This is a genomic window from Inhella crocodyli (assembly GCF_004004565.1).
Lineage (GTDB): Bacteria > Pseudomonadota > Gammaproteobacteria > Burkholderiales > Burkholderiaceae_C > Inhella > Inhella crocodyli.
Genome location: NZ_SACM01000006.1, coordinates 110,575 through 133,139 on the forward strand (window position 1 = coordinate 110,575; position 22,565 = coordinate 133,139).

Consider the following 22,565-nt stretch of genomic DNA (forward strand, 5'->3'; position numbering starts at 1 on the left):
AAGCCGCTGCCGCCGGCCCATTTCCTGCCATGAACGCCCCATTGCCGACGACCGCCCTGCTGGGGGTTGCCGACCCCGATCTCGCCAACGCCGACGCCCCGCGCCTGCGCGAGATTCCGTACAACTACACCTCGTTCTCCGACCGCGAGATCGTGCTGCGCCTGCTGGGTCCGCGCGCCTGGGAGCTGGCTTCCAGCCTGCGCCAGCAGCGCAACACCGGCCGCAGCGCGCGCATGCTGTACGAGGTGCTGGGCGACATCTGGGTGGTGCAGCGCAACCCCTACCTGGAAGACGACCTGCTGGCCAACCCCAAGCGCCGCCAGGCCTTGGTGGACGCGCTGATGCACCGCCTGCGCGAGGTGGACAAGCGCCGCAACCCGGCGGCCGACCCTGACCGCGACGCCGCCGTGGGCGAGCTGCTGCAGTTGGCCGGCGAGGCGGTGAACCGCTTCGCGGCGCGCTTCCGCGAGGTCTACGACCTGCGCAAGGCCGCGGCCAAGGCCCTGGGCAAGCACACCGCCAAAGACAACATCAAGTTCGACGGCCTGAGCCGCGTCAGCCACGTGACCGACGCGACCGACTGGCGCGTCGAGTACCCCTTCGTGGTGCTGACGCCCGACACCGAGGCCGAGATGGCCGGCCTGGTGGCCAGCTGCATCGAGCTGGGGCTGACCATCATCCCGCGCGGCGGTGGCACCGGCTACACCGGCGGCGCCGTGCCCCTGGTGTGGAAGAGCGCGGTCATCAACACCGAGAAGCTCGAGGCCCTGCGCGGCGTCGAGATGCTGCAGCTGCCGGGCCTGGACCGCGAGGTGCCCACGATCTTCAGCGAGGCCGGCGTGGTCACGCAGCGCGTGGCCGACTTGGCCGAGCGGCACGGCTTCGTGTTCGCCGTCGACCCCACCAGCGCCGAAGCGAGCTGCATCGGCGGCAACGTGGCCATGAACGCCGGCGGCAAGAAGGCGGTGCTCTGGGGCACGGCGCTGGACAACCTTGCCAGCTGGAAGATGGTCACCCCCGACGCCCAGTGGCTGGAGGTGCACCGGCTGAACCACAACCTGGGCAAGATCCACGACGTGGACGTGGCCAGCTTTGAGCTGCGCACCTTCGACGCCAGCGGCAAAAAGCTGCTCAAGACCGAGCGCCTGGACATCCCCGGCCGCGTGTTCCGCAAAGAGGGCCTGGGCAAGGACGTCACCGACAAGTTCTTGGCCGGCCTGCCGGGCATCCAAAAGGAAGGCTGCGACGGCTTGATCACCAGCGCGCGCTGGATCGTGCACCGCATGCCCAAGGCCGTGCGCACCGTGTGCCTGGAGTTCTTCGGCAACCCGAAGGACGCGGTGCCCAGCATCGTGGAGATCAAGGACTACCTGTTCGCCGAGGCCAAGAACGGCGTGCTGCTGGCCGGCCTGGAGCACCTGGACGACCGCTACCTCAAGGCCGTGGGCTACGCCACCAAGAGCAAGCGCGGCGGCTTCCCGAAGATGGTGCTGGTGGGCGACATCGTGGGCGACGACGACGACGCGGTGGCCCGCGCCACCAGCGAGGTCGTCCGCATCGCCAACGCGCGCAGCGGCGAGGGCTTCGTGGCCGTGAGCGCCGAGGCGCGCAAGAAGTTCTGGCTCGACCGCAAGCGCACGGCGGCCATCGCCAAGCACACCAACGCCTTCAAGATCAACGAGGATGTGGTGATCCCGCTCGAGCGCATGGGCGAGTACACGCTGGGCATCGAGCGCATCAACATCGAGCTGAGCCTGCGCAACAAGCTCGAGCTCGTGGGCGCGCTGCAGGCCTTCTTCGCCGGCCGCCTGCCCCTGGGCAAGACCGACGACGCGAGCGACATCGCCAACAGCGAGCTGTTGGAAGACCGCGTGGCCCAGGCCCAGACCCTGCTGGCCGAGGTGCGCGCCCAGTGGCAAGGCTGGCTGGATGGGATCGACGCGCACTTCGAGAAGCTGCAAACGCAAGAGCTGCGCGCCAGCTGGAAGCGGCAGATCCAAAAGCCGCTGCAGTCGATTTTCAGCGGCGCGGCCTTCGAGCCCGTGCTGGCCGAGATCAAGCGCATCCACGGCGAGGTGCTGCGCGGCCGCGTGTGGGTCGCCCTGCACATGCACGCCGGCGACGGCAACGTGCACACCAACATCCCCGTCAACAGCGACAACTACGCCATGCTGCAAGCCGCCCACGAGGCGGTGGCCCGCATCATGGTGCTGGCCCGCTCGCTCGGCGGCGTGATCAGCGGCGAGCACGGCATCGGCATCACCAAGCTCGAGTTCCTCAGCGACGAGGAGCTGGCCGCCTTTGCCGACTACAAGAAGCGCATCGACCCCACGGGCCGCTTCAACAAGGGCAAGCTGCTTCGCGCAGGCTCCGAACCCGAGAGCCCCTTCGCCGACCTGACCAACGCCTACACGCCGTCCTTCGGCCTGATGGGCCACGAGTCGCTGATCATGCAGCGCTCGGACATCGGCGCGATCAGCGACAGCATCAAAGACTGCCTGCGCTGCGGCAAGTGCAAGCCGGTGTGCGCCACCCACGTGCCGCGTGCCAACCTGCTCTACAGCCCGCGCAACAAGATCCTGGCCACCTCGCTCTTGATCGAGGCCTTCCTGTACGAAGAGCAGACCCGGCGCGGCATCAGCGTGCAGCACTGGGAAGAGTTCGAGGACGTGGCCGACCACTGCACGGTCTGCCACAAGTGCGCCTCGCCTTGCCCGGTGAAGATCGACTTCGGCGACGTGTCGATGAACATGCGCAACCTGCTGCGCAAGATGGGTCAGAAGAGCTTCCGCCCCGGCAATGCCGCGGCCATGCTGATGCTCAACGCCACCAACCCCGAGACCATCAAGCTGGCGCGCACCGCCATGGTGGGCGTGGGCTTCAAGGCACAGCGCCTGGCGCACGAGGTGTTGGGCAAGTTCGCGAAGAAGCAAACCGCCAAGCCGCCGGCCAGCGTGGGCCCGGCGCCGGTGCGCGAGCAGGTGATTCACTTCATCAACAAGAAGCTGCCCGGCGGCCTGCCCAAGAAGACGGCGCGCGCGCTTTTGGACATCGAGGACAAGGACTACGTCCCGATCATCCGCAACCCGGCCAAGACGACGGCCGACACCGAGGCCGTCTTCTACTTCCCGGGCTGCGGCTCGGAGCGACTTTTCAGCCAGGTGGGCCTGGCCACGCAGGCCATGCTCTGGCACGCCGGCGTGCAAACCGTGCTGCCCCCGGGCTACCTGTGCTGCGGTTACCCGCAGCGCGGCAGCGGCCAGTTCGACAAGGCCGAGCAGATGATCACCGACAACCGGGTGCTCTTCCACCGCGTGGCCAACACGCTGAACTACCTGGACATCAAAACGGTGGTGGTCAGCTGCGGCACCTGCTTCGACCAACTGCAGGGCTACCGCTTCGAAGACATCTTCCCCGGCTGCCGCATCGTCGACATCCACGAGTACCTGCTCGAAAAGGGCATCACCCTGGGCGAGGGCGGGGCCTACCTGTACCACGACCCCTGCCACAGCCCCATGAAGCAGCAAGACCCCATGAAGACCGTGAAGGCCTTGGTGGGCGATCAGGTGCTCAAGAGCGAGCGCTGCTGCGGCGAGAGCGGCACCCTGGGCGTGACCCGGCCCGACATCAGCACGCAAATCCGCTTCCGCAAGGAAGAGGAACTGCAGAAGAACGCCGACGCGCTCAAACAATTGGCGCCGGCCGCGGGCCAGGACGTGAAGATCCTGACCAGCTGCCCCAGCTGCTTGCAAGGCCTGAGCCGCTACGGCAACGACCTGCAAAACGGGCTGCTGGAGGCCGACTACATCGTCGTGGAAATGGCCCGCAAGATCCTGGGCGACAACTGGATGCCCGAGTACGTGGCCCAGGCCAACGCCGGGGGCATCGAGCGGGTGCTGGTCTGACGCAGGCGCCATGGCCCACGCAGCCGACTTCGACTGCCAACGCTGCGGCGCCTGCTGCGCCAGCTACCGGGTCTCGTTCTACTGGGCCGAGGCCGACGACGCGCCCGGTGGCACGGTGCCGGTGGCGCTCACGCGGCCGCTGACCCCGCACACCCGCTGCATGCAAGGCACCGAGGCCTTGCCGGTGCGCTGCGTGGCGCTGCAGGGCGAGATTGGTCAGGCCGTGGGCTGCGGCATCTACGCGCAGCGATCCAGCACGTGCAAGGCCTTGCAGCCCGGCGACGATCAGTGCCTTCGCGCCCGCCGCCAGCATGGGCTGGACGGGGCCGAGCGGCACGCGGCATGAGCTGGCGGACCTTCCTCGCGACGGCCTGGCGCTGGCAGCGCGGCCGCCAAGGCACGGGCTACGACAAGATGCTGCTGCTCACGGGTCGGTGGCCCTTGCCCTTTGACAGCTACCTGATTCGCTACCCCGCAGGCAGCGCCATCCCGCCCCACACCGACCCGGTGCAGGCCGGACGGCACTACCGACTGAACCTGGTGCTCAAGGCCTCGCCGCGCGGCGGCGAGTTCGTGTGCGCGACGCCGATCTTCGAGACCGCCCGCATCAAGCTCTTTCGGCCCGACGCCTGCGAGCACAGCGTCACGCGGGTCGAAGGCGGGAGCCGCTACGTGCTGTCGATCGGTTGGGTGCGGCGCGACCCGGTGCCACCACCTCAGGGCCTGGACGGCGGCTGAGCCGTGGCCCCCAGCCCGTGGCGCTGGCGCAAGCGCTCGTAGCTGCCATCGGCCTGCATCTCTCGCAGCACGGCGTCGTAGCGTTGCACGAAGCTGGCGTCCGTCGTGGCCCTGCTGAAGGCCATCGTGGCCGGCTCGTCCGACACCACGAGCGCCGTGGGCACGATGTCGGCGCTCAAACGAGCGGCCGCGAGTTCGTGCACCGCGCTGAGTTCATCGGCCATGACGACATCGACCCGTCCCAGGGCCAGCATCTGCCACAGGCTGCTGCGGCGGGGCACCGATTGCAGCTTGGCGCGAAAGCGCGCGTCCTGCTGCAAGGCGGCGTAGGCCGGCCCGTAGACCACCCCCACCTGGGCGCCGAACTGCCAACCCGATTCGAACAACTCGGCCAGCGATTGCGCGTGGAAGCGCGGCAGGTCGCTGCGCCGGATGAAGACCAGGTTGCGCGAGCGCAGCACGGGCGCGGAAAAGTGGGCGTAGGCCTGCCGCTCGGGCAAGGGGAAGGCGCCGTCCAGCATGTCCAAATGCCCGGATCGCAGCTCTGCCAGCGCGCGCGCGAAGGGCATTTCCTCCAGCACCACTTGGCAACCCATGCGCTGCAGCACGGCCTGCGCCAGCTCCACGCTCCATCCACCGATGCGGCCATCGGGCAGGCGCATGCTGTAGGGCGGGTCGTCGTTCCAGCGCAGGCGCTTGGTGCAGGCTTGGGCCGCGGCGGCGCCCAGGGCCAACAACGCAAGGCCGAGCAACAAGCGACGCAAGACAAGGGACGGCACGGGCATGGCGCGCAGGGTAGCCGAGGGCTCGCGCTGGGGCCAAGGGCCATGGGCACGAGTGCCCATGGCAGGATCGCGGCCCCGCCCCCTTTTCAGCGCCCATGTCCACCGCCCCTTGTCCCCTGTGCCACGACGACGCCGGCCTGCTCGTGCACCGGCGGCCCCTGTACCGCGTGGTGCGGGTCACCGACACGCTGGCTCACCCGGCCTTCTACCGGGTGATCGTCAACGCCCACGTGGCCGAGTTCAGCGCCTTGTCGGCGGCCGAGCGCGTCGCGGTGATGGAGGCCGTGGTGCTCGTCGAGCAGGCCCTGCTTCGCGAGCTGTCCCCGACCAAGGTGAACCTGGCCAGCTTGGGCAACGTGGTGCCTCACCTGCATTGGCACGTCATCGCCCGCTTTGCGGACGACGCCCAGTTTCCCGCCCCGATCTGGGCCCCCGCCGTGCGCGAGCGCGAGCCCGCACGCCTGGCGGCCCTGCAGGCCCAGCTGCCGGCGCTGGACGCCGCGCTAGCGCGGGCGTTCGATCATCTGCCCTGAGGGCGACAGGCCGTAGGGCGCGAGCAGCTCGGCGTAGCGCTTGCTGCGACGCAGTGCGGCCAGCGCCTCGTTGAAGCGCTCGACGAAGGCCTCGTCCGTGGTGCGCCGGCTCCAGGCGGTGCCGCCGCTCTCCACCGGCAAGGCGATGCGCGAGGGCACCAAGCGTTGGTCCAAGCCCATTTGCCGCAGTTCCTGCTGCGCGGTCAGTTGGTTGGCCAGCACCCCGTCCACGCGCCGGTTGTCGAGCATCTTCCACAGGCTGGGCCGGTAGGGCACGCGCTCGAGCCGTGCGGCCCGCCGCGGGTCGTTCAGCAGGGCGGCGTACTCGCTACCATACACCACACCGACTTGCCCACCCAGGCGCCAGCCGAGGTCCACGAGCTCGGCCAAGCGCCGGCCTTGGGTTTGCGGCAGGTCCGCAGCGCGCACGTACAGGACGTTGTGCAAGAAAAGCAGGGGCTTCGAGAACAAGGCGTAGGCCTGGCGCTCAGGCCGGGCCAAGGTGGCCGGGATCATGTCGATGTGCCCCGCTTCCAACTCGCCCAGGGCGCGGGCGAAGGGGATCTCCACCAGGCGCAACTCGCAGCCCATCATCTTGAACAGCTCGCGGTGCAGGTCGATCTCGACGCCGCCCACGGCGTTGCTCGACAAGCGCATGGTGTTCGGCGGGTCGTCGCTCCAAGCCAGGGTTTTGACGCAGGGCGCCGGCGCCGAGGCCGCGAGCGGCGCGCCGACGCCCGCGCTGCCGGCCCACAGCCAGCCTGCGCACGCCAGCCCCCAGAAGGCCCTGCGCGTCCTGGCGACGGCGGGGGAGGGGGCGTGGGTGGGCATGGCCCGATCTTGCCTTGGCCGGTGCGAGAACGGCCATTGAGGAAAGAACTTATTCGCGCCGAATTGGTGCAGAGTTCGCACCGCCCTGGGGCAGGGGCCGATCCCTAGCCCCAAGCTGGCGCGGCTCGGGCACGCTTGGGCCGGATTCGGGCAGGCACAAGGCTTGCACCAAGCCTGTGCGCCACCAGGAGACGTATGCACGCCCTTCAACTTCCGCCGCCGCACCACTTCGACGAAATGCTGCTGGCCAGCGGCGCCATCCGGCCGCAGTACCAAGGCTTTGCCGACTGGCTGCAAGCGCAAACGCCCCAGGCCCTGGCCGCCAAGCGGGCCGAGGCCGACCTGCTGTTCCACAAGGTGGGCATCACCTTTGCCGTCTATGGCGACGAGGCCGGCGCCGAACGCCTGATCCCCTTTGACACTGTGCCGCGCATCGTGCCGGCCGACGAATGGGCCACGCTGCAGCAGGGCCTGCGCCAGCGGGTGAACGCGCTCAACCGCTTCTTGCACGACATCTACCACGAGCACGCCATCGTCAAGGCCGGCTTGATCCCGGCCGAGCAGGTGTTTGCCAACGCGCAGTACCAGCCCGCCATGCAGGGCCTGGACCTGCCGCACCAGGTCTACGCGCACATCACCGGGGTGGACCTGATCCGTCACGCCGACGGCCACTACTACGTGCTGGAAGACAACCTGCGCGTGCCCAGCGGCGTGAGCTACATGCTCGAGAACCGCAAGATGATGATGCGGCTCTTCCCCGAGCTGTTCGACAAGTACGCCGTGGCGCCCGTGGCGCATTACCCCACGCTGCTGCTGAACGCGCTGCGCCAGTCGGCCACCGCCGACGATCCCACCGTGGTGGTGCTCACCCCGGGCCCGGCCAACAGCGCCTACTTCGAGCATGCCTTCCTGGCCCAGCAGATGGGCGTGGAATTGGTGGAAGGGCAAGACCTCTTCGTGAAGGGCGGCTTTCTCTACATGCGCACCACGGTCGGCCCCAAGCGCGTGGACGTCATCTACCGCCGCATCGACGACGCCTTCCTCGACCCGCTGGCCTTCCGCGCCGATTCGATGCTGGGCGTGCCCGGTCTGCTCAGCGTCTACAAGCTCGGGCACGTGGTGCTGGCCAACGCCATCGGCACCGGCGTGGCCGACGACAAGTCCATCTACCCCTACGTGCCCGACATGGTGCGCTTCTACCTGGGCGAGGAGCCCATCCTGCGCAACGTGCCCACCTGGCAGTGCCGCAAGGCCGACGACTGCGCCCACGTGCTCGCGAACCTGAAGGACTTGGTGGTGAAAGAGGTGCACGGCGCCGGCGGCTACGGCATGTTGGTGGGCCCCGCGGCCACGCAGCAAGAGATCGCCGACTTCGCCGAGCGCGTCAAGGCCGACCCGAGCAACTACATCGCCCAGCCCACGCTGGCCCTGAGCAGCTGCCCCACCTTCGTGGAAAGCGGCATCGCGCCTCGGCACATCGACCTGCGGCCCTTCGTGCTCACGGGGCGCGAGGTCAACATGGTGGCCGGCGGCCTGACGCGCGTGGCGCTGAAGGCCGGCAGCTTGGTGGTGAACAGCAGCCAGGGCGGGGGGACCAAGGACACCTGGATCCTGGAAACGCCCGTGGCCAAGGAGGCGAACTGATGCTGTCCCGCACCGCCTCCCAGCTCTACTGGATGAGCCGCTACATGGAGCGCGCCGAGAACCTCGTGCGCATGCTCGACGTCACCCAGTCCCTGAGCCTCATGCCGCAAAGCCGCGGCGCTGCCACCGAGCTGGCCGCGCCCTTGGCCGTCACGGGGTCCCTGCAGGCCTACCAGGCCAAGCACGCCAAGTTCGACGCCAAACGCCTGTTCGAGTTCATGGCGCTGGACCTCGACAACCCCGCCTCGGTGCTGTCCTGCTTGCGTTCCAGCCGCGAAAACGCCCACGCCGTGCGCGGCCAAATCACCGCCGAGATGTGGGAAGCGGTGAACGCCACCTGGCTGGAGGCCAAGGGCCTGCCCAAGAAGCTCAGCGGCAGCCCCTCCGCCTTCTTCGATTGGGTGAAGGAGCGCAGCCACCTGATGCGCGGCGCCACGGTGGGCACGCTGCAGCGCAACGACGCCTACTGCTTCATCCGCCTGGGCACCTTCATCGAGCGGGCCGACAACACCGCGCGCCTGCTGGACGTGAAGAGCCAGCTCATTGAGCCGGCCGAGGACAGCCTGCAGCCCGTGGCCGCGCGCCAGGACAGCAGCGCTGAGTTCTACGCCTGGAGCGCGCTGCTGCGTTCGCTCTCGGCCTTCGAGGCCTACCACGCGGTGTACCGCGACAGCCTGGACGCCCGCCGGGTGGCCGAGCTGCTGATCCTGCGCGACGACGTGCCACGCAGCTTGCGCAGCTGCGCCGCGCAGGTGGCGGCCGTGCTGCCCGAGATCCAGTGCCAGGCCGGCAGCCTGGACGCCGGCCGGGCGCCCAAGCTCTTGGCCGGGCAGATGGCGCTGAAGCTGCAGCACGCCGACATCGACGCGATCCTCGAGACGGGCTTGCATGGTTGGATCACGCACTTCTTGGAGGAGAGTGCTGAGCTGTCCAGCGCCATCAGCCGCGCTTACTTTGAAGCCCATTGATCGGGACCGCGCGCCATGCTCCTGCACATCGCCCACGACACCACCTACCGCTACGACGCCCCGCTGCGTTTCAGCACCCAGTACCTGCGCTTGAGCCCGCGACCCACGCCGGGCCTGGTGGTGCGCCGGTGGCAGTTGGACCTGCCGGGCGCCGCCGTGCAAGCCCTGGACGCCTGGGGCAACGCCTTGCACGTGCTCACCCTGGAAGGCGATCGCCGCGAGATCCACCTGCGGGCCTACGGTGAGGTCGAGACCCCCGACGGCCCCCAGGTGCCCGAGCCGGATGGCGCGCTGCCCCCGCAGGTGTTTTTGCGCCCTACGCCCTTGACCACGCCCGACGCGGCCATCCAGGCTTTCGCCGCGGCGCACGCCAGCGCCGTGAGCGCTTCTCCCGCGACCGGGCTGATGGGCTTGATTCATGCGCTGCTCGTTCACATGCCCTACATCCAGGGCGGCACAGACGCCGCCACCTCGGCGTCGCAGGCCTTCGCCACCGGGCACGGCGTGTGCCAAGACCACGCGCAGGTGTTCATCGCCTGCGCGCGCGAACTGGGCTTGCCGGCGCGCTACGTCAGCGGCTACCTGGCCACCGATGCCGAGCACGTGGCCAGCCACGCCTGGGCCGAAGTCCGCCTGCCCGAAGGCTGGGTGGCCTTCGACGTGTCCAACCGCTGCCGGGCGGACGGACGTCACGTTCGGCTCGCCTTTGGGGCCGATTACGCCGACGCTTGCCCGGTGCGCGGCATGCGCAGCGGCGGCGGGCTGGAACAATTGGCGACTTTCGTTCGCGTGTCGGCCCAGGCCGACCAGTGATTGCGCCATGACCTACTGCGTTGCCATGCGCCTGCGCGCGGGGCTGCTGTTCGCGTCCGACACCCGCACCAACGCGGGCGTGGACCACATCGCCCAGTTCCGCAAGATGCACCTGTTCCACATCCCGCACCAGCGGGAGATCGTGCTGCTGAACGCCGGCAACCTGGCCACGACGCAGTCGGTGGTGTCGCTGCTCAAGCAGCGGCTCACCGAAGAGGGGCCGAACATGCTCAACGTCGGCAGCCTTTACGACGCCGCCGTCCTGGTGGGCAAGACGCTGAAAGAGGTGGTGGCGCGCGACGCCGACGCCGAGCACGGCCCCAGCCAGGGCGTGGACTTCGGTGCCAACTTCTTGCTTGGCGGGCAGATCAAGGGGGAGGGGCCCCGGCTCTTTCACATCTACCCGCAGGGAAACTTCATCGAGGCCACCGAGGACACGCCCTACTTCCAGATCGGCGAGAGCAAGTACGGCAAGCCCATCATCGACCGGGTGGTGCATTACGAGACCACGCAGCTGCCCGAGGCCGCCAAGTGCACGCTCATCAGCTTCGACTCCACCATCCGCAGCAACCTCAGCGTGGGCCTGCCCATCGACATGGTGCTGCTGCGCGCCAACCGATTCGAAGAGCCCATGAAGGCCCACCGCGTGGGCGCCGACTCGGCCTACTTCCAGCAGCTGCGCAAGGGCTGGGGCGAGGGCCTGCGCAAGGTCTTCGAGGGCCTGCCCGACGAGCCCTGGTTCGAAACCTGAACCCGGCCGGTTACACCGGGTGACCTGACGCAGCGCAAACGCACTGGCGCTGCCGCAGGTAGGCTCAGGCCCATGAAGATCGCCCTGTTCAGCGCCAAGCGCTTTGATCGCCTCAGTTTCGACGCCGCGCTGCCTGCGTACCCCGGTCTCAGCCTCACCTGCCTGGAGCCCCGGCTGGACGCCGCCAGCGCCGTGCTGGCCGCCGGCTTCGACGCGGTGTGCGCTTTCGTCAACGACGACCTCGGCGCCCCCGTGCTCGCGCAGCTCCAGGCCCAGGGGGTGCGCCTGGTGCTGCTTCGCTGCGCCGGCTTCAACCAGGTCGACCTGAAGGCTGCGCAGGCGCTGGGGCTGACCGTGGCCCGCGTGCCCGAGTACTCGCCCCACGCCGTGGCCGAGCACACCCTGGCCCTGCTGCTGACGCTCATCCGCCGCACGCACCGCGCCCACAACCGGGTGCGCGAGGGCAATTTCGAGCTCGACGGCCTGCTGGGCTTCGACCTGCACGGCAAAACCGTGGGCGTGATCGGCACCGGGCGCATCGGCCGTTGCGTGGTGAACATCTTCCAAGGATTGGGTTGCGAGGTGCTGGTGCACGACCCCGTCCCGCACCCCGAGGTCACGGCGCGTTACGTGCCGCTGGACGAACTCCTGGCCGCCAGCAAGGTGGTGATGCTGCAGTGCCCGCTGAATGCCGCCACGCACCACCTGATCAACGCCGAGCGGCTGGCGCGGATGCCGCGCGGCAGCGTGCTCGTGAACACCAGCCGCGGTGCCGTGGTCGACACCAAGGCGGTGATCGACGCGCTGAAGTCGGGCCACCTGGGCGGCTTGGCCATCGACGTGTACGAGGAAGAGGCCGCGCTCTTTTTCGAGGACCACAGCGACGAGGTGCTGACCGACGACGTCTTCGCCCGGCTGCTGACCTTCCCCAACGTGCTGATCACCGCGCACCAGGCCTTCTTCACCGAAGAGGCCCTGGCGGCCATCGCCGACGTGACCTTGGGCAATGCCGCGGCGTTTGCCGCCCAGGGCGCGCCCCTGCACCCGGTGCGCGGGTCGTGAGCGCCGACGACTGGGTGCTGCTGGCGCGGGGGCTGTCGGCCACCGACGCCCAACTGCTGAGCAACTGCCTGCACATGGCCGGCTTGCAGGCCGACGCCGGCGACGTCGGCATCGTGCAGGCGCACGGACTGCTGTCCATCGCGGTGGGCGGCGCCTGTGTGCGGGTGCCCGCCGAGCAATTGGGCGAAGCCCGGGAGGTGCTGGCCGCCTTTCATCGCGGTGACTTCTCGTTGGACGACGATTTCGCGGGCTGATCGACCTGGCCGGGCAGGGGCGCCATAGCCTTTGCCAAAGACGCCCATTTGATAAACCAAAACTAATGCCGTCACTGGGTCGATACAGTCTCGACTTGTCGTTTCACCCCTCTATGGAGAGCTCCATGTCCCTGATCAACACCACCGTCGCCCCGTTCAAGACCGAGGCCTTCCACAACGGCAAGTTCATCACCGTCAGCGACGAGTCGCTGAAGGGCAAGTGGTCCGTGCTGATCTTCATGCCGGCCGCCTTCACCTTCAACTGCCCGACCGAAGTCGAAGACGCCGCCGACAACTACGCCGAGTTCCAGAAGTTGGGCGCCGAGGTGTACATCGTCACCACCGACACGCACTTCTCGCACAAGGTGTGGCACGAGACCAGCCCGGCCGTGGGCAAGGCCAAGTTCCCGCTGGTGGGCGACCCGACCCACACGCTGACCAACGCCTTCGGCGTGCACATCCCCGAAGAAGGCCTGGCCCTGCGCGGCACCTTCGTGATCAACCCCGAGGGCGTGATCAAGACGGCCGAAGTGCACTCGAACGAAATCGCCCGCGACGTGTCGGAAACCCTGCGCAAGCTCAAGGCCGCCCAGTACACCGCCAAGAACCCGGGCCAGGTTTGCCCGGCCAAGTGGAAGGAAGGCGCGGCCACCATCGCCCCGTCGCTCGACCTCGTCGGCAAGATCTGAGCCTTGAATGGCCTCCGCGCAGGCGCCCGCCCGGGCCCTGCGCTCCCTGTCTCTCCCTGCTAGCCGCGCCCCGAGCCTGGGGCGTCGGCCGGCTGCTGCCGCCCGAAAGCCCGCCATGCTCGAAGCCGCCCTCAAGACCCAACTCGCGACCTACCTGCAACGCGTCACCCACCCCGTGGAACTCGTGGCCACGCTGGACGCTTCGCAAGCCTCGCAGGACCTGCGCGCCCTGCTCGACGAGGTGGTCGAGGCCGGCGACGGTCGCGTCACCCTGCGGGTGGTCGATGACGCCGAGCGCAGCCCCTCGTTCACCATCGGGCATGCGGGCCAGCCTGCCCGCCAGCGCTTCGCCGGCCTGCCCCTGGGCCACGAGTTCACCACCCTGGTGCTGAGCCTGCTGCAAGTCGGCGGCGTGGCGCCCAAGATCACCGACGAGCAGGCCGCGCGCATCCGCGCCCTGAAGGGTCCGCTCGCCTTTGATACCTACATCGGCCTGAGTTGCCACAACTGCCCGGACGTGGTGCAAGCGCTCAACGTGATGAGCCTGCTGAACCCGGCCGTCACCTCCACCGCCATCGACGGGGCGCTGTTCCAAGACGAGGTCAAGGCGCTCGAGATCATGGCCGTGCCGGCCGTTTACGTGAACGGCCAGTCGTTCGCGAGTGGGCGGATGGACCTGGACGAGTTGTTGGCCAAGATCGAAGCGCAGTTCGACACCGCCGGCGCCGCCGAACGCGCTGCCGCGCAGGCCGCCGAGCTGAGCGCCAAGGCGCCCTACGACATGCTGATCGTCGGTGCTGGCCCGGCCGGCGCCGCCGCCGCCGTGTACGCCGCCCGCAAGGGCCTGCGCGTGGGTCTGGTGGCCGACCGCTTTGGCGGCCAAACCCTGGACACCCTGGGCATCGAGAACTTCATCTCGGTCAACCACACCGAGGGCCCGCAGTTCGCCCGCGCGCTGGAGAACCACGTGCGCGAGTACCCCGTGGACGTGATGGCCGGCTTGCGCGCCGCCCAGCTGGACGGTGCAGGTGAGCCCGGGGCCCTGGCCACCGTGACCCTGGACAACGGCGGCCAGCTCAAGGCCCGCAGCCTGGTGCTGGCCACCGGCGCGCGCTGGCGCGAGTTGGGCGTGCCCGGCGAGGCCGAGTACCGCAACAAGGGCGTGGCCTACTGCCCGCACTGCGATGGCCCGCTGTTCAAAGGCCAGCGCGTGGCCGTGGTGGGCGGTGGCAACTCCGGCGTCGAGGCCGCCATCGACCTGGCGGGCATCGTCAAGGAAGTGACGCTGCTCGAGTTTGCCCCCAACCTCAAGGCCGACGACGTGCTGGTCAAGAAGCTGCAAAGCCTGCCCAACGTCACCATCCTGACCCACGTGCAAACGCAGGAGGTGGTGGGGCAGAACGGCAAGGTCAGCGGCCTGCGTTACCTGCACCGCGAAACGGGCGAGTCGGTCACCTTGGCGCTGGAAGGCATCTTTGTGCAGATCGGCCTGGTGCCCAACACCGAGTGGCTCAAGGGCACGCTGGAGTTGAGCCGCTATGGGGAGATCGTGGTCGACGCCAAGGGCGCAACCTCGCTGCCCGGCGTGTTCGCCGCGGGCGACTGCACGACGGTGCCCTTCAAGCAAATCATCATCGCCACCGGCGATGGGGCCAAGGCCGCGCTGGGGGCGTTCGACGCGCTGATGCGCATGCCGAACCCGATCGCGGCCACGGCCTGAGCTTGGTCTCGACCGGAAAGGCAAAGGGCGCCCGAGGGCGCCCTTTCTTTTCTGGGGTGGTCTCGCGCAATCAGGCGCTGCGCGCCTGCGCTTCCAGGTCCTGCTTCAGCGCGGCCGGCAGTTGCAACTGCCGGGCCAACTCGTCCAGGTAGGCCCGCTCCATGAAGCTGGTCTCGTCGGCCACCAGCAGGCTGGCCAGGTAGACCTCGGCCGCCACGGCCGGCGGCTGGCCCAGGGCCGCCTTGGCGACCTCGGCGGGGTCGAGTGGCTTGCGCAATTCGGCCTCCAGCCAGCGGCGTTGCGCGTCGTCGGCCTCTTGACGTTGCAACTCGGCCTCGATGAGTCCGCGCTCGCGCTCGTCCACGTGCCCATCGGCTTTCGCCGCGGCGATCATGGCCTGCAGCATCACCTGGCTGTGCCACGCCTGCTGCGGCGCGGGCAGGGCGGGCTGCCCGGGCGCCGGCCAGGCGACGGCTTGAGAGGGCGCTGGGCTGGGCACCGGCTGGGCCTGCTTGGCTTGGTACTGCTCGTAGATCTTGTAGGCCGCGTAACCCAGGGCCGCCACGCTGCCGTACTTCAAGGCCTTGTGGCCGAAGCCCTTGTTCTTGCGGCCGCCCAGCAGCAGGCCCAGGGCCCCGCCGGCGGCCGCGCCGGCGCCGAACTGGCCCCAGCGGATGTCGTGTTGCTTCGTGGCCTGGCCGGCCGAGTCGAGCAGGCCGTTGAGCAATTTCGAGAGGTCCATCAGGCGCTTTCCTTCAGGCGGGCGATGCGTTGTTCGATGGGCGGGTGGCTGCTGAACAGGGCCAGCAAGCCCGAGGGGCGACTGCTGATGCCCATGGCCGCCAAGCTCTTGGGCATCTCACCCGGGTCCAATCCGCCCAGGCGGGCCAGGGCGTTGACCATGGGCTGCTTGCGGCCCATGTACTGCGCGGCACCTGCATCGGCACGGAACTCGCGTTGGCGCGAGAACCAAGCCACGATCATCGCTGCCACCACACCCAGCACCAAGTCCATCACCACCGTGGTGACGTAGTAGCCGATGCCGGGCCCATCGTTGGTGTTGCGCAGCACCACCTTGTCGACGAAGGTGCCGATGACGCGGCTTAGGAAGACCACGAAGGTGTTCATCACGCCCTGAATAAGCGTCAGCGTCACCATGTCGCCGTTGGCGATGTGCGCTACCTCGTGGCCGATCACCGCCTCGACTTCTTCGCGGGCCATGATTTCCAGCAGGCCGGTGGACACAGCCACCAGCGCCGAGTTCTTGAACGCGCCCGTGGCAAAGGCGTTGGGCGCGCCCTCGTAAATGCCCACTTCCGGCGTGCGGATGCCCGCCTGCTGGGAGAAGCGTTCGACCGTGCTCACGATCCACGCGTGCGTGGGCTGCGGCGAGCCGTTGATGATCTGCAGCTTGGTCGTCCACTTCGCCATGGGCTTGCTGATCAGCAGCGAGATGAAGGCGCCGCCAAAGCCCATCACCGCCGCGAAGCCCAGCAAGCTGGTCAAGTCCAGACCGTTGGCGGTCAGGAATCGATTGAGCCCCAACACGTTCACGGCGATGCCAAGCACCAGCATGACGCCCAGGTTGGTGAGCAAGAACAGCGCGATGCGTTTCATGGGAAAGGGTCTTTCGACCGCGAGAAGCCAAGCAGGGCGACGAGCATGCGACTCAACGTGCCCCAGAACAAGGGGGGCGACGGCTGAGTGCTCATCAGATTTTTTCGAAGTATTTGTCGAATTGTTCAGCTTTGGTCGAAGTTGACCCGGGTGTGCTGCGTGCCAACTGAAAGTGCCCGCGATCCGGCTTCCGGCCCAGCCCGGCCGCTCAGGGCACCAGCGACAAGAACAGGAAGGCGCCAAACAGCACCAAGTGCACCGCGCCTTGCATGACGTTGGTGCGCCCCGTGCCCAGGGTGATGGCGCTGACCAAGAAGGTCAGCGCCAGCAGCACCAGCTCTTTGGGCGGCAGGCCCAGCACCAGGGGCAGGTCCAGCAGCGTGGCCGTGACGACCACGGCCGGGATGGTGAGCCCGATGCTGGCCAATGCCGAGCCCAGGGCCAGGTTCATGCTGGTTTGCAGCCGGTTGGCCCGAGCGGCGCGCACGGCGGCCCAGGTTTCGGGCAGCAGCACCAGCAGGGCGATGGCGATGCCGATCACGGTTTTCGGTGCGCCTGCTGCGGTGACGGCGGCCTCGATGACTGGGGACAGCTGCTTGGCCAAGCCCACCACCACGACGAGGGCCACGAGCAAGAGCGCGAAGCTGGTCCAGGCGGCGCCAGCGCTGGGCGGCTTGGCGTGCACGCCTTCGTCGTTGGCGTGCTGTGGCGGCAGGAAGTAATCGCGGTGGCGCACGGTCTGCACGAAGACGAACACCGCCCACAAGGCCAGGGACGACAAGCCCACGAACACCAACTGCGACACCGTGTAGGTGCCCACGGCGGAGCTGGTGGTGAAGGTCGGCATGACGAGCGACAAGCCGGCCAGGGCGACCAGCGCCGACAGCGCAGAACTCGTGCCTTCCAAACGGAACGATTGCTCGTGGTGGCTCAGACCTCCGGCCAGCACGCAAACGCCGACCACCCCGGTGGCGATGATCATCACGGCGGAGTAGATCGTGTCGCGCGGGAGCGTGGCCTTGTCGGGCCCGCCCGCCAGCATCATCGACACGATGAGGGCCACCTCGATCACCGTGATGGCCACCGCCAGCACCAGGGTGCCGAAAGGCTCGCCCACGCGGTGGGCGACCACCTCGGCGTGGTGCACCGCCGCCACGACGGAGGCGATGAGGGCGCCGGCGCACGCCAGGGCCAGGACGGTGCTCGATGGCGCCAGCAAGGCGACCAGCAGCGTACCGGCGCCGAGCAGGGGCAGGGCGGTGGCCCACAGGGGCATGGAGGACTCCCAATTCAGAGCGGCGCATCGCGGCCGGGTGCGCGGATTCTGCGGCCAGGGCGGAAACGGCCAAGGCCAGAAGGCCATGCACGCTTGCTGCGCTCGGCCCATCGCTGCGCGCTATCCAAAGGCGGTCCGCCGGACCGCCTTTGAGCGAACCGGGAGGGTTCTCATCCCCGGTCCCCACGCCAAAACAAAACGGCCCTCAAGGGGCCGTTGTGTTTTGGAGCGGGTGAAGGGAATGCTCGGCCTCGGCTCGGGCCGATGCCTCGGCGCTCGCTGCGCTCGGCCCAGCGCTGCGCGCTGTCCAAGGGCGGTCGGCCGGACCGCCCTTGAGCGAACCGGGAGGGTTCTCATCCCCAGTCCTCACGCCAAAACAAAACGGCCCTCGAGGGGCCGTTGTGTTTTGGAGCGGGTGAAGGGAACCCGCTCCACATCTCGGCCCCCTGGGAGCGCCATTGAATCAACCTGCTTTGTATCAGGTCCTTGTACCACCGGATAGGCGCGTTGCCGTGCGGCCAGGGGTGATGTCATGGGCTTCTGCGTGCTTCCACCAGACCTACACAGCGAGCTCACTCCGCGACGAACAACTGCACCGGACATACCTGACAGCTGAACCGACACCGTGCGCAGCGACGCAACTAGCCACTTAGCGTCTAAGCAGTCAGATTTGGCTGGGCGCAATTGGCCGATAGCGGAAATGCGCTTCTCCGATCAAGCTGCCCTGAAGCCGGTTACCAGACTGACTCGTTTCGGCTAGCTCTGCACTGCGATATGGAGGCAGTACTTCTAATTGCTAGTCGCTAACAAGAATTCAAGCCCGGCCGGCAAGAATTGCACCATCTCTTTAATTAAAGACTAGGTTATCCACTTTTATCTCTGGCTGCTTCAAAGTAGTGGCATGTTCGTAGAAAGTCTTCGTTTGAAATGCCTCGACCGCGACCTTAATTGTTTGCCATGGATGCTCTGGTGCCCCACGGTACCGAATGACAGCCATCATTCGCTTGTTCGAGAGGCTCGTGATATAAAGAATATCACGCTCAGAACCGCTGGCCACGGTTGTTCGCTTTACACCAGTATATGCGGCAGGAGCATCGAAGCTCGGACTGCCTGGCAATACAGGGGGAGCTGTTGATGACGCCGCTGCGCCTAGTATTGGACCATCGTACTGCTTCAGATGATCTCTTTTCAAGATCTTCTCGAACGAAAGTGTTTCGACGTACTCGTTGTGAGTAAGTCTATTTTCGGCCCTGTTTAGATCGTAGCTGTAGACGTAAAAATGTTGCGGGGAAGAATAAAGATCTAATGCTTGAAAATGCTGGCTTTCCCGGATTCGCGGTTGACCCTCTTTGCCATTAATTTTTTCACTCCGTGCGACTTCGTATCGAACAAGTTCCCCTTTGTTAAACGCAATTTCCGTCGTGTCGACACTTGTTCTCGAGTCTCTTGAATCCCATGATGTCCTCATCTTGTGAGATGTCCCATGTAATTCGCCGTTGTGGTACCGAATGGTTGCTCGCGTTGCAGAGGTTTTGGGTCCCGACTGGGATAAATCTATGCTTCGAACAGTGAATGGGCCATGGAGGACGCCATTCTTCGCATTGCCATAACCCTCTTCCCCCTCCCGAGTATCGATGAAGCTCAGCGGCCCGTCCATCAACCCACTCTTGTAGTTCACTGTGAATTGAACGGCGGCCTTTGGTTCATCTCTCCCTGAAAGCAACGTTTCCGATACTGAGATGCCTGTCCTTTGTCCGTTTGAAATCGTGGCCCGTTCGATCCACCACGCGCTCCCATAACTCGGCACCAGTTCACGACTTACCGGATTTAATGGATGAAACTTATCGATGTCAATTAGCGAGCTTTTTGCATACGCACCGAAGTCAACAGAGCGCGTTGTTAAGTTGGGAGCAGCCTGACGAAATGGTTTGACCAGCGACTCTTTTAGATCTAGGAAATCTGGGTAAAGTGAATGATCTGGTATGGCAATCCTTCTATACTCGCCGCCCGGAGTGGCGATTTCGTATCGATGAAACCATATTAATGCGACTGAATAACCTTCGGCGTCGTCGCTGGGCACAAACGTTTCAAAAGGGATCCGTGTCGAAGGATAGGCCATTGGCCGCTCAGTAGATTCACTAGCATAGCCAGTTGGCGCCGATACAGAAACCAGCTTATTATTTTCATAGATTGCTGACTGCGCCGGGCGATTGCGGCTTCCTGCTCCAGGAATCCAAACCTCCCATGTACCGTGTCGACGTCCGTCCAACCACTGCTCGCGAACGATTGGTTGTGTTCGCTGAGCAGCGTCAAACAAATGAAGTGTGAATACGCCGCCTGCGGCGGATTTTATAACAAAATATTCCCGCGCGCCGTTCAGCTTCCCCTTCTTATAGTTCGATGCTACGGCTAAGTTTTGTGGTCTGTCTATTAACTGCAACTGCTCACCGTCAAGCAACCCATCCTTGAACTCGTATCGAGCAAGGAGTCGTCCCTTGTCCCACATTTCGATCGAGCCTGTGCCATCAGTGAGCTTTTGCGTAGAAACTCCTCCGCTTTTGTTTTGAAGTTGCCATTCCCCGGTCGGTCTGCCGTCATCTGTGAATTCCTGAATAATGACTCGTCCCCCCATTGCTGGGAGATCTCGATGAATCCACCGCCCGACTTTTTTGCCAGCCGAAAGCTCTCCTTCCAAGGTTACAAAAGAGTTTTCGAGGTTGATAACCTTCAGCGGCCCATTTAGGGTTCCGTCTTTAAATGTTGCACTTATTTTGAATCGGCCGTTTCGGTCCCATTCATTGTAGTTTCCGCTCGGCTTGCCGGAATCATTTACTTCATACTCGAACAGTCCGTTGGGCCAAGCTGCACCTTTGGTTTGTGCATTCGCCGAATAAATAGGTATTTGCAGAAGCAGTACTGAAGTTAGTGCTCCCGCATAGCCAAAAATTAGCCGATAAACCTTTGCAAACATAAGTTCTCCATTGAATAGAGAGGGATGGCAATCTACCACTGGTTTCTATATCTGAACGTACAACGCCGCTAGGTCCTCAGGCCTGTGCCTGGTAGCAAAGATAGTAGACCAAGGCTGGGAGCGCCAGCCGACATCTCTGAGAGCAGTAGGCTAGCGTCTTACTCTGGAAGGCGGCTCCGACAGCCAACTAGTCGATGCACTTTGGGCACCGTCAGCCGTGGCGGATGTTCGGTTCGGCGCTCAGTAAAACCGCTTGTGGTCGATGGACAGGACAGATAGATCAGTACCCGCTCCAGTTTAGGCTAGGGGATCTCGAAGTAGCGCCGATTCTGCGAAGTTGACGAGCGAGGTCACCCGCCCGTTCGCTCAAGGAGCATTAACAATGATCTATGGTAACCACGGCGGCTTGACGTTGTGGAGCCTTTGTTCGAAGACATGCGCTTGCATAAGCTGAAATCTACTGTTCGAAATGCGCTCGACACAATCATTCTCTCGCCGGATCAAGAGATAGACGTCAGCATCTGACTGCTCATGCTTTGCTGCAGTTGACGGAACTCGGAACTGCTCGAAAGAAATCTATCAGTAAGCGCTTGCTGTTTGGGTGTTCGCCTGCGCCAACAATTTGTTCTGAGCCAGTTCGACACGAATTCGCTGAGGATCAGGTGACTTCATCGTCGATCAACTTCTCCACGGCACCGGAGTCTGCTGCTGCCAGACTTTCATCCAGATTGCAACTGGGCACGCAGAAACGGACGTTAGTTCGATTTCCGGACTTTGTGCCTAGGATTCCTGAAGGACACCACGAACAAGCCGGATGAACCAGATACCGCTCCAAGACCTGCGCGTCACTGCCTGCATCGATCGCGTGAAGCTGGACCTGAAATTCGCTCAGCCCACCCAAGGCGTTGCCGTCTACCGAACCCTGCGAAGCAAGTGGGTGATCTCGGCTGCCACGGTCCCAGAGGGATTTGACCCTCTCCGATGCACCGAGTTCAGGCTGTGGTTGAACGATCCCGGCTCTCCGCAAGAGGTTCAAGCGCTGATCGCCTTCTTGGATGCTTGGCGACCGCTGGCTGAACCAGTGAGGATTTCGGGTCTGGAAGTTGCCGTTGATCTCCGGGCTGTCTCGCCAGACGGGCGAGCGTCATACCCAGAGATCGGCACACTCGTTTGGAAGGGGCAAAGCAAGCCCCCCAGTGATCGACGAATCGCCACTTGGCGGGAGACCATGCCTTCGGGCGCAGTGGTCCGCCGCTACCAAGCAGTCACTTTGGACCGTGAGTGCGCAGATGCATTGAAGCAGGGCTTTTCGCTGCAGTGCGGCAACTTGGGTGCCTCAACGACATCGAGGGTCTACATCAAGACCAAAGACACGCCTGTTGGCGGAGATGGGCTGGTGGAGCTCCCCATGAGCGAGCAATGCGTGCGCTTCGAGCGGACCTGGACAGGTGACGATTGCGCCATCCGAACGCTGGATGATTGGCGCCTCTTTGATTTCAGGGCCCTTGCCACCCAGTTCGGCATGCGCCAGTTCGAGTTCGAAAACCCGCGCAATGCGTACCTCTCTGCGGGCAAGGTGGACGACGAGCGAGCACGACGAGCGAAGAAGCGACTATCCCGGCGGGGAACGAGGGTTGATGGTCGGTGGGCTATCGCTGTCAGGTCCGCATTGCGACGCCTGAACTGCCCCGGCTCCGCTCCTGTATTGAGTCGGGAATTTGGCGAAAAGGACAACAACTTAGCCTTGTTCTCCATTGAGAGCTAGGTCCAGCTGGGCGGCCCATCTAAATACATTCAATACATACATTGCATCCATTCCGAGAAGTCAGCCACTTCATGTTGAACGAGACAAGGGGCGCAGGAAAAGGCTCGTTGACTTCCATCCCGCAACAACTTGAAGTGCGGCTGCTTTCTGCTGTGGAGCCACTTGACGTCGGAGTGTTGCCAGACACACCCGGCATCTACTGTGTCTACAACACAGTCAGCAATCGGCGAGGCGTCGGCCTGG

At 65.4% G+C, this 22,565-nt stretch carries 19 protein-coding genes; 13 read left to right on the forward strand and 6 right to left on the reverse strand.

Annotation, left to right across the window (positions count from 1 at the left end; translation table 11 throughout):
* Positions 1-29: 29 nt before the first annotated feature.
* From EOD73_RS16975 to EOD73_RS16985, 3 genes are read left to right on the forward strand one after another with little or no spacing between them, the layout of a single operon-like run.
* Complete coding sequence (locus EOD73_RS16975; protein ID WP_127684235.1) at positions 30-3,905, forward strand: DUF3683 domain-containing protein; 3,876 nt, start codon at positions 30-32, stop codon at positions 3,903-3,905.
* 10 nt (positions 3,906-3,915) lie between these two features.
* Positions 3,916-4,251 carry a YkgJ family cysteine cluster protein gene (locus tag EOD73_RS16980; protein WP_127684236.1) on the forward strand — a complete coding sequence of 112 codons (336 nt, stop codon included), beginning with the start codon at positions 3,916-3,918 and terminating at the stop codon, positions 4,249-4,251.
* Positions 4,248-4,643: a 2OG-Fe(II) oxygenase family protein gene (locus tag EOD73_RS16985; protein ID WP_127684237.1), complete on the forward strand. Its 396-nt coding sequence runs from the start codon at positions 4,248-4,250 to the stop codon at positions 4,641-4,643. The genes EOD73_RS16980 and EOD73_RS16985 overlap by 4 nt, the downstream gene beginning before the upstream one ends.
* Here EOD73_RS16985 and EOD73_RS16990 read toward each other — a convergent pair.
* Positions 4,622-5,428, reverse strand: a complete 807-nt coding sequence (locus tag EOD73_RS16990) for a substrate-binding periplasmic protein (RefSeq protein WP_164846117.1) — start codon at positions 5,426-5,428, stop codon at positions 4,622-4,624. The two genes, EOD73_RS16985 and EOD73_RS16990, sit on opposite strands and share 22 nt — an antisense overlap.
* Before the next feature lie 95 nt (positions 5,429-5,523).
* Here EOD73_RS16990 and EOD73_RS16995 point away from each other — a divergent pair, with 95 nt between their 5' ends.
* Positions 5,524-5,961 (forward strand): HIT family protein, encoded by a 438-nt coding sequence (locus EOD73_RS16995; RefSeq protein WP_127684239.1) that lies wholly within the window; start codon positions 5,524-5,526, stop codon positions 5,959-5,961.
* Here EOD73_RS16995 and EOD73_RS17000 read toward each other — a convergent pair.
* Positions 5,932-6,792, reverse strand: a complete 861-nt coding sequence (locus EOD73_RS17000) for a substrate-binding periplasmic protein (RefSeq protein WP_127684240.1) — start codon at positions 6,790-6,792, stop codon at positions 5,932-5,934. The genes EOD73_RS16995 and EOD73_RS17000 overlap by 30 nt on opposite strands.
* A 195-nt stretch (positions 6,793-6,987) precedes the next feature.
* Here EOD73_RS17000 and EOD73_RS17005 point away from each other — a divergent pair, with 195 nt between their 5' ends.
* From EOD73_RS17005 to ahpF, 8 genes are all read left to right on the forward strand, one after another.
* Entirely contained in the window at positions 6,988-8,436 is a 1,449-nt protein-coding gene (locus EOD73_RS17005) for a circularly permuted type 2 ATP-grasp protein (protein ID WP_127684241.1), read from the forward strand.
* The gene (locus EOD73_RS17010; protein WP_127684242.1) at positions 8,436-9,404 is read left to right on the forward strand and encodes an alpha-E domain-containing protein; all 969 of its coding nucleotides are present in this window, start codon (positions 8,436-8,438) and stop codon (positions 9,402-9,404) included. The genes EOD73_RS17005 and EOD73_RS17010 overlap by 1 nt, the downstream gene beginning before the upstream one ends.
* A 15-nt stretch (positions 9,405-9,419) precedes the next feature.
* Entirely contained in the window at positions 9,420-10,217 is a 798-nt protein-coding gene (locus EOD73_RS17015; RefSeq protein WP_127684243.1) for a transglutaminase family protein, read from the forward strand.
* A gap of 7 nt (positions 10,218-10,224) precedes the next feature.
* Complete coding sequence (locus EOD73_RS17020) at positions 10,225-10,968, forward strand: proteasome-type protease (protein WP_127684244.1); 744 nt, start codon at positions 10,225-10,227, stop codon at positions 10,966-10,968.
* Positions 10,969-11,040: 72 nt separating this feature from the next.
* On the forward strand, positions 11,041-12,030 hold the full coding sequence (locus EOD73_RS17025; protein ID WP_127684245.1) for a 2-hydroxyacid dehydrogenase: 990 nt from the start codon (positions 11,041-11,043) through the stop codon (positions 12,028-12,030).
* On the forward strand, positions 12,027-12,284 hold the full coding sequence (locus EOD73_RS17030; RefSeq protein ID WP_127684246.1) for a hypothetical protein: 258 nt from the start codon (positions 12,027-12,029) through the stop codon (positions 12,282-12,284). Before EOD73_RS17025 ends, EOD73_RS17030 begins: the two co-directional genes overlap by 4 nt.
* A 125-nt stretch (positions 12,285-12,409) precedes the next feature.
* Entirely contained in the window at positions 12,410-12,973 is a 564-nt protein-coding gene (gene ahpC, locus EOD73_RS17035; RefSeq protein WP_127684247.1) for an alkyl hydroperoxide reductase subunit C, read from the forward strand.
* A 115-nt stretch (positions 12,974-13,088) separates the two neighbouring features.
* A complete protein-coding gene (ahpF, locus tag EOD73_RS17040) occupies positions 13,089-14,693 on the forward strand; it encodes an alkyl hydroperoxide reductase subunit F (RefSeq protein ID WP_127684248.1) in 1,605 nt (534 codons plus the stop codon).
* A gap of 70 nt (positions 14,694-14,763) precedes the next feature.
* Here ahpF and EOD73_RS17045 read toward each other — a convergent pair whose 3' ends face one another.
* The 4 genes from EOD73_RS17045 to EOD73_RS17060 form a co-directional block, all read right to left on the reverse strand.
* Positions 14,764-15,435: a tellurite resistance TerB family protein gene (locus EOD73_RS17045; protein WP_127684249.1), complete on the reverse strand. Its 672-nt coding sequence runs from the start codon at positions 15,433-15,435 to the stop codon at positions 14,764-14,766.
* Positions 15,435-16,310 (reverse strand): protease HtpX, encoded by an 876-nt coding sequence (htpX, locus tag EOD73_RS17050; protein WP_127684250.1) that lies wholly within the window; start codon positions 16,308-16,310, stop codon positions 15,435-15,437. The genes EOD73_RS17045 and htpX overlap by 1 nt, the downstream gene beginning before the upstream one ends.
* Before the next feature lie 208 nt (positions 16,311-16,518).
* Complete coding sequence (locus tag EOD73_RS17055; RefSeq protein WP_127684251.1) at positions 16,519-17,586, reverse strand: calcium:cation antiporter; 1,068 nt, start codon at positions 17,584-17,586, stop codon at positions 16,519-16,521.
* 847 nt (positions 17,587-18,433) lie between these two features.
* Positions 18,434-20,557 carry a toxin-antitoxin system YwqK family antitoxin gene (locus EOD73_RS17060; RefSeq protein ID WP_127684252.1) on the reverse strand — a complete coding sequence of 708 codons (2,124 nt, stop codon included), beginning with the start codon at positions 20,555-20,557 and terminating at the stop codon, positions 18,434-18,436.
* Positions 20,558-21,371: 814 nt separating this feature from the next.
* Here EOD73_RS17060 and EOD73_RS17065 point away from each other — a divergent pair.
* Positions 21,372-22,322 carry a hypothetical protein gene (locus EOD73_RS17065; protein ID WP_127684253.1) on the forward strand — a complete coding sequence of 317 codons (951 nt, stop codon included), beginning with the start codon at positions 21,372-21,374 and terminating at the stop codon, positions 22,320-22,322.
* The last annotated feature ends 243 nt before the right edge of the window (positions 22,323-22,565 follow it).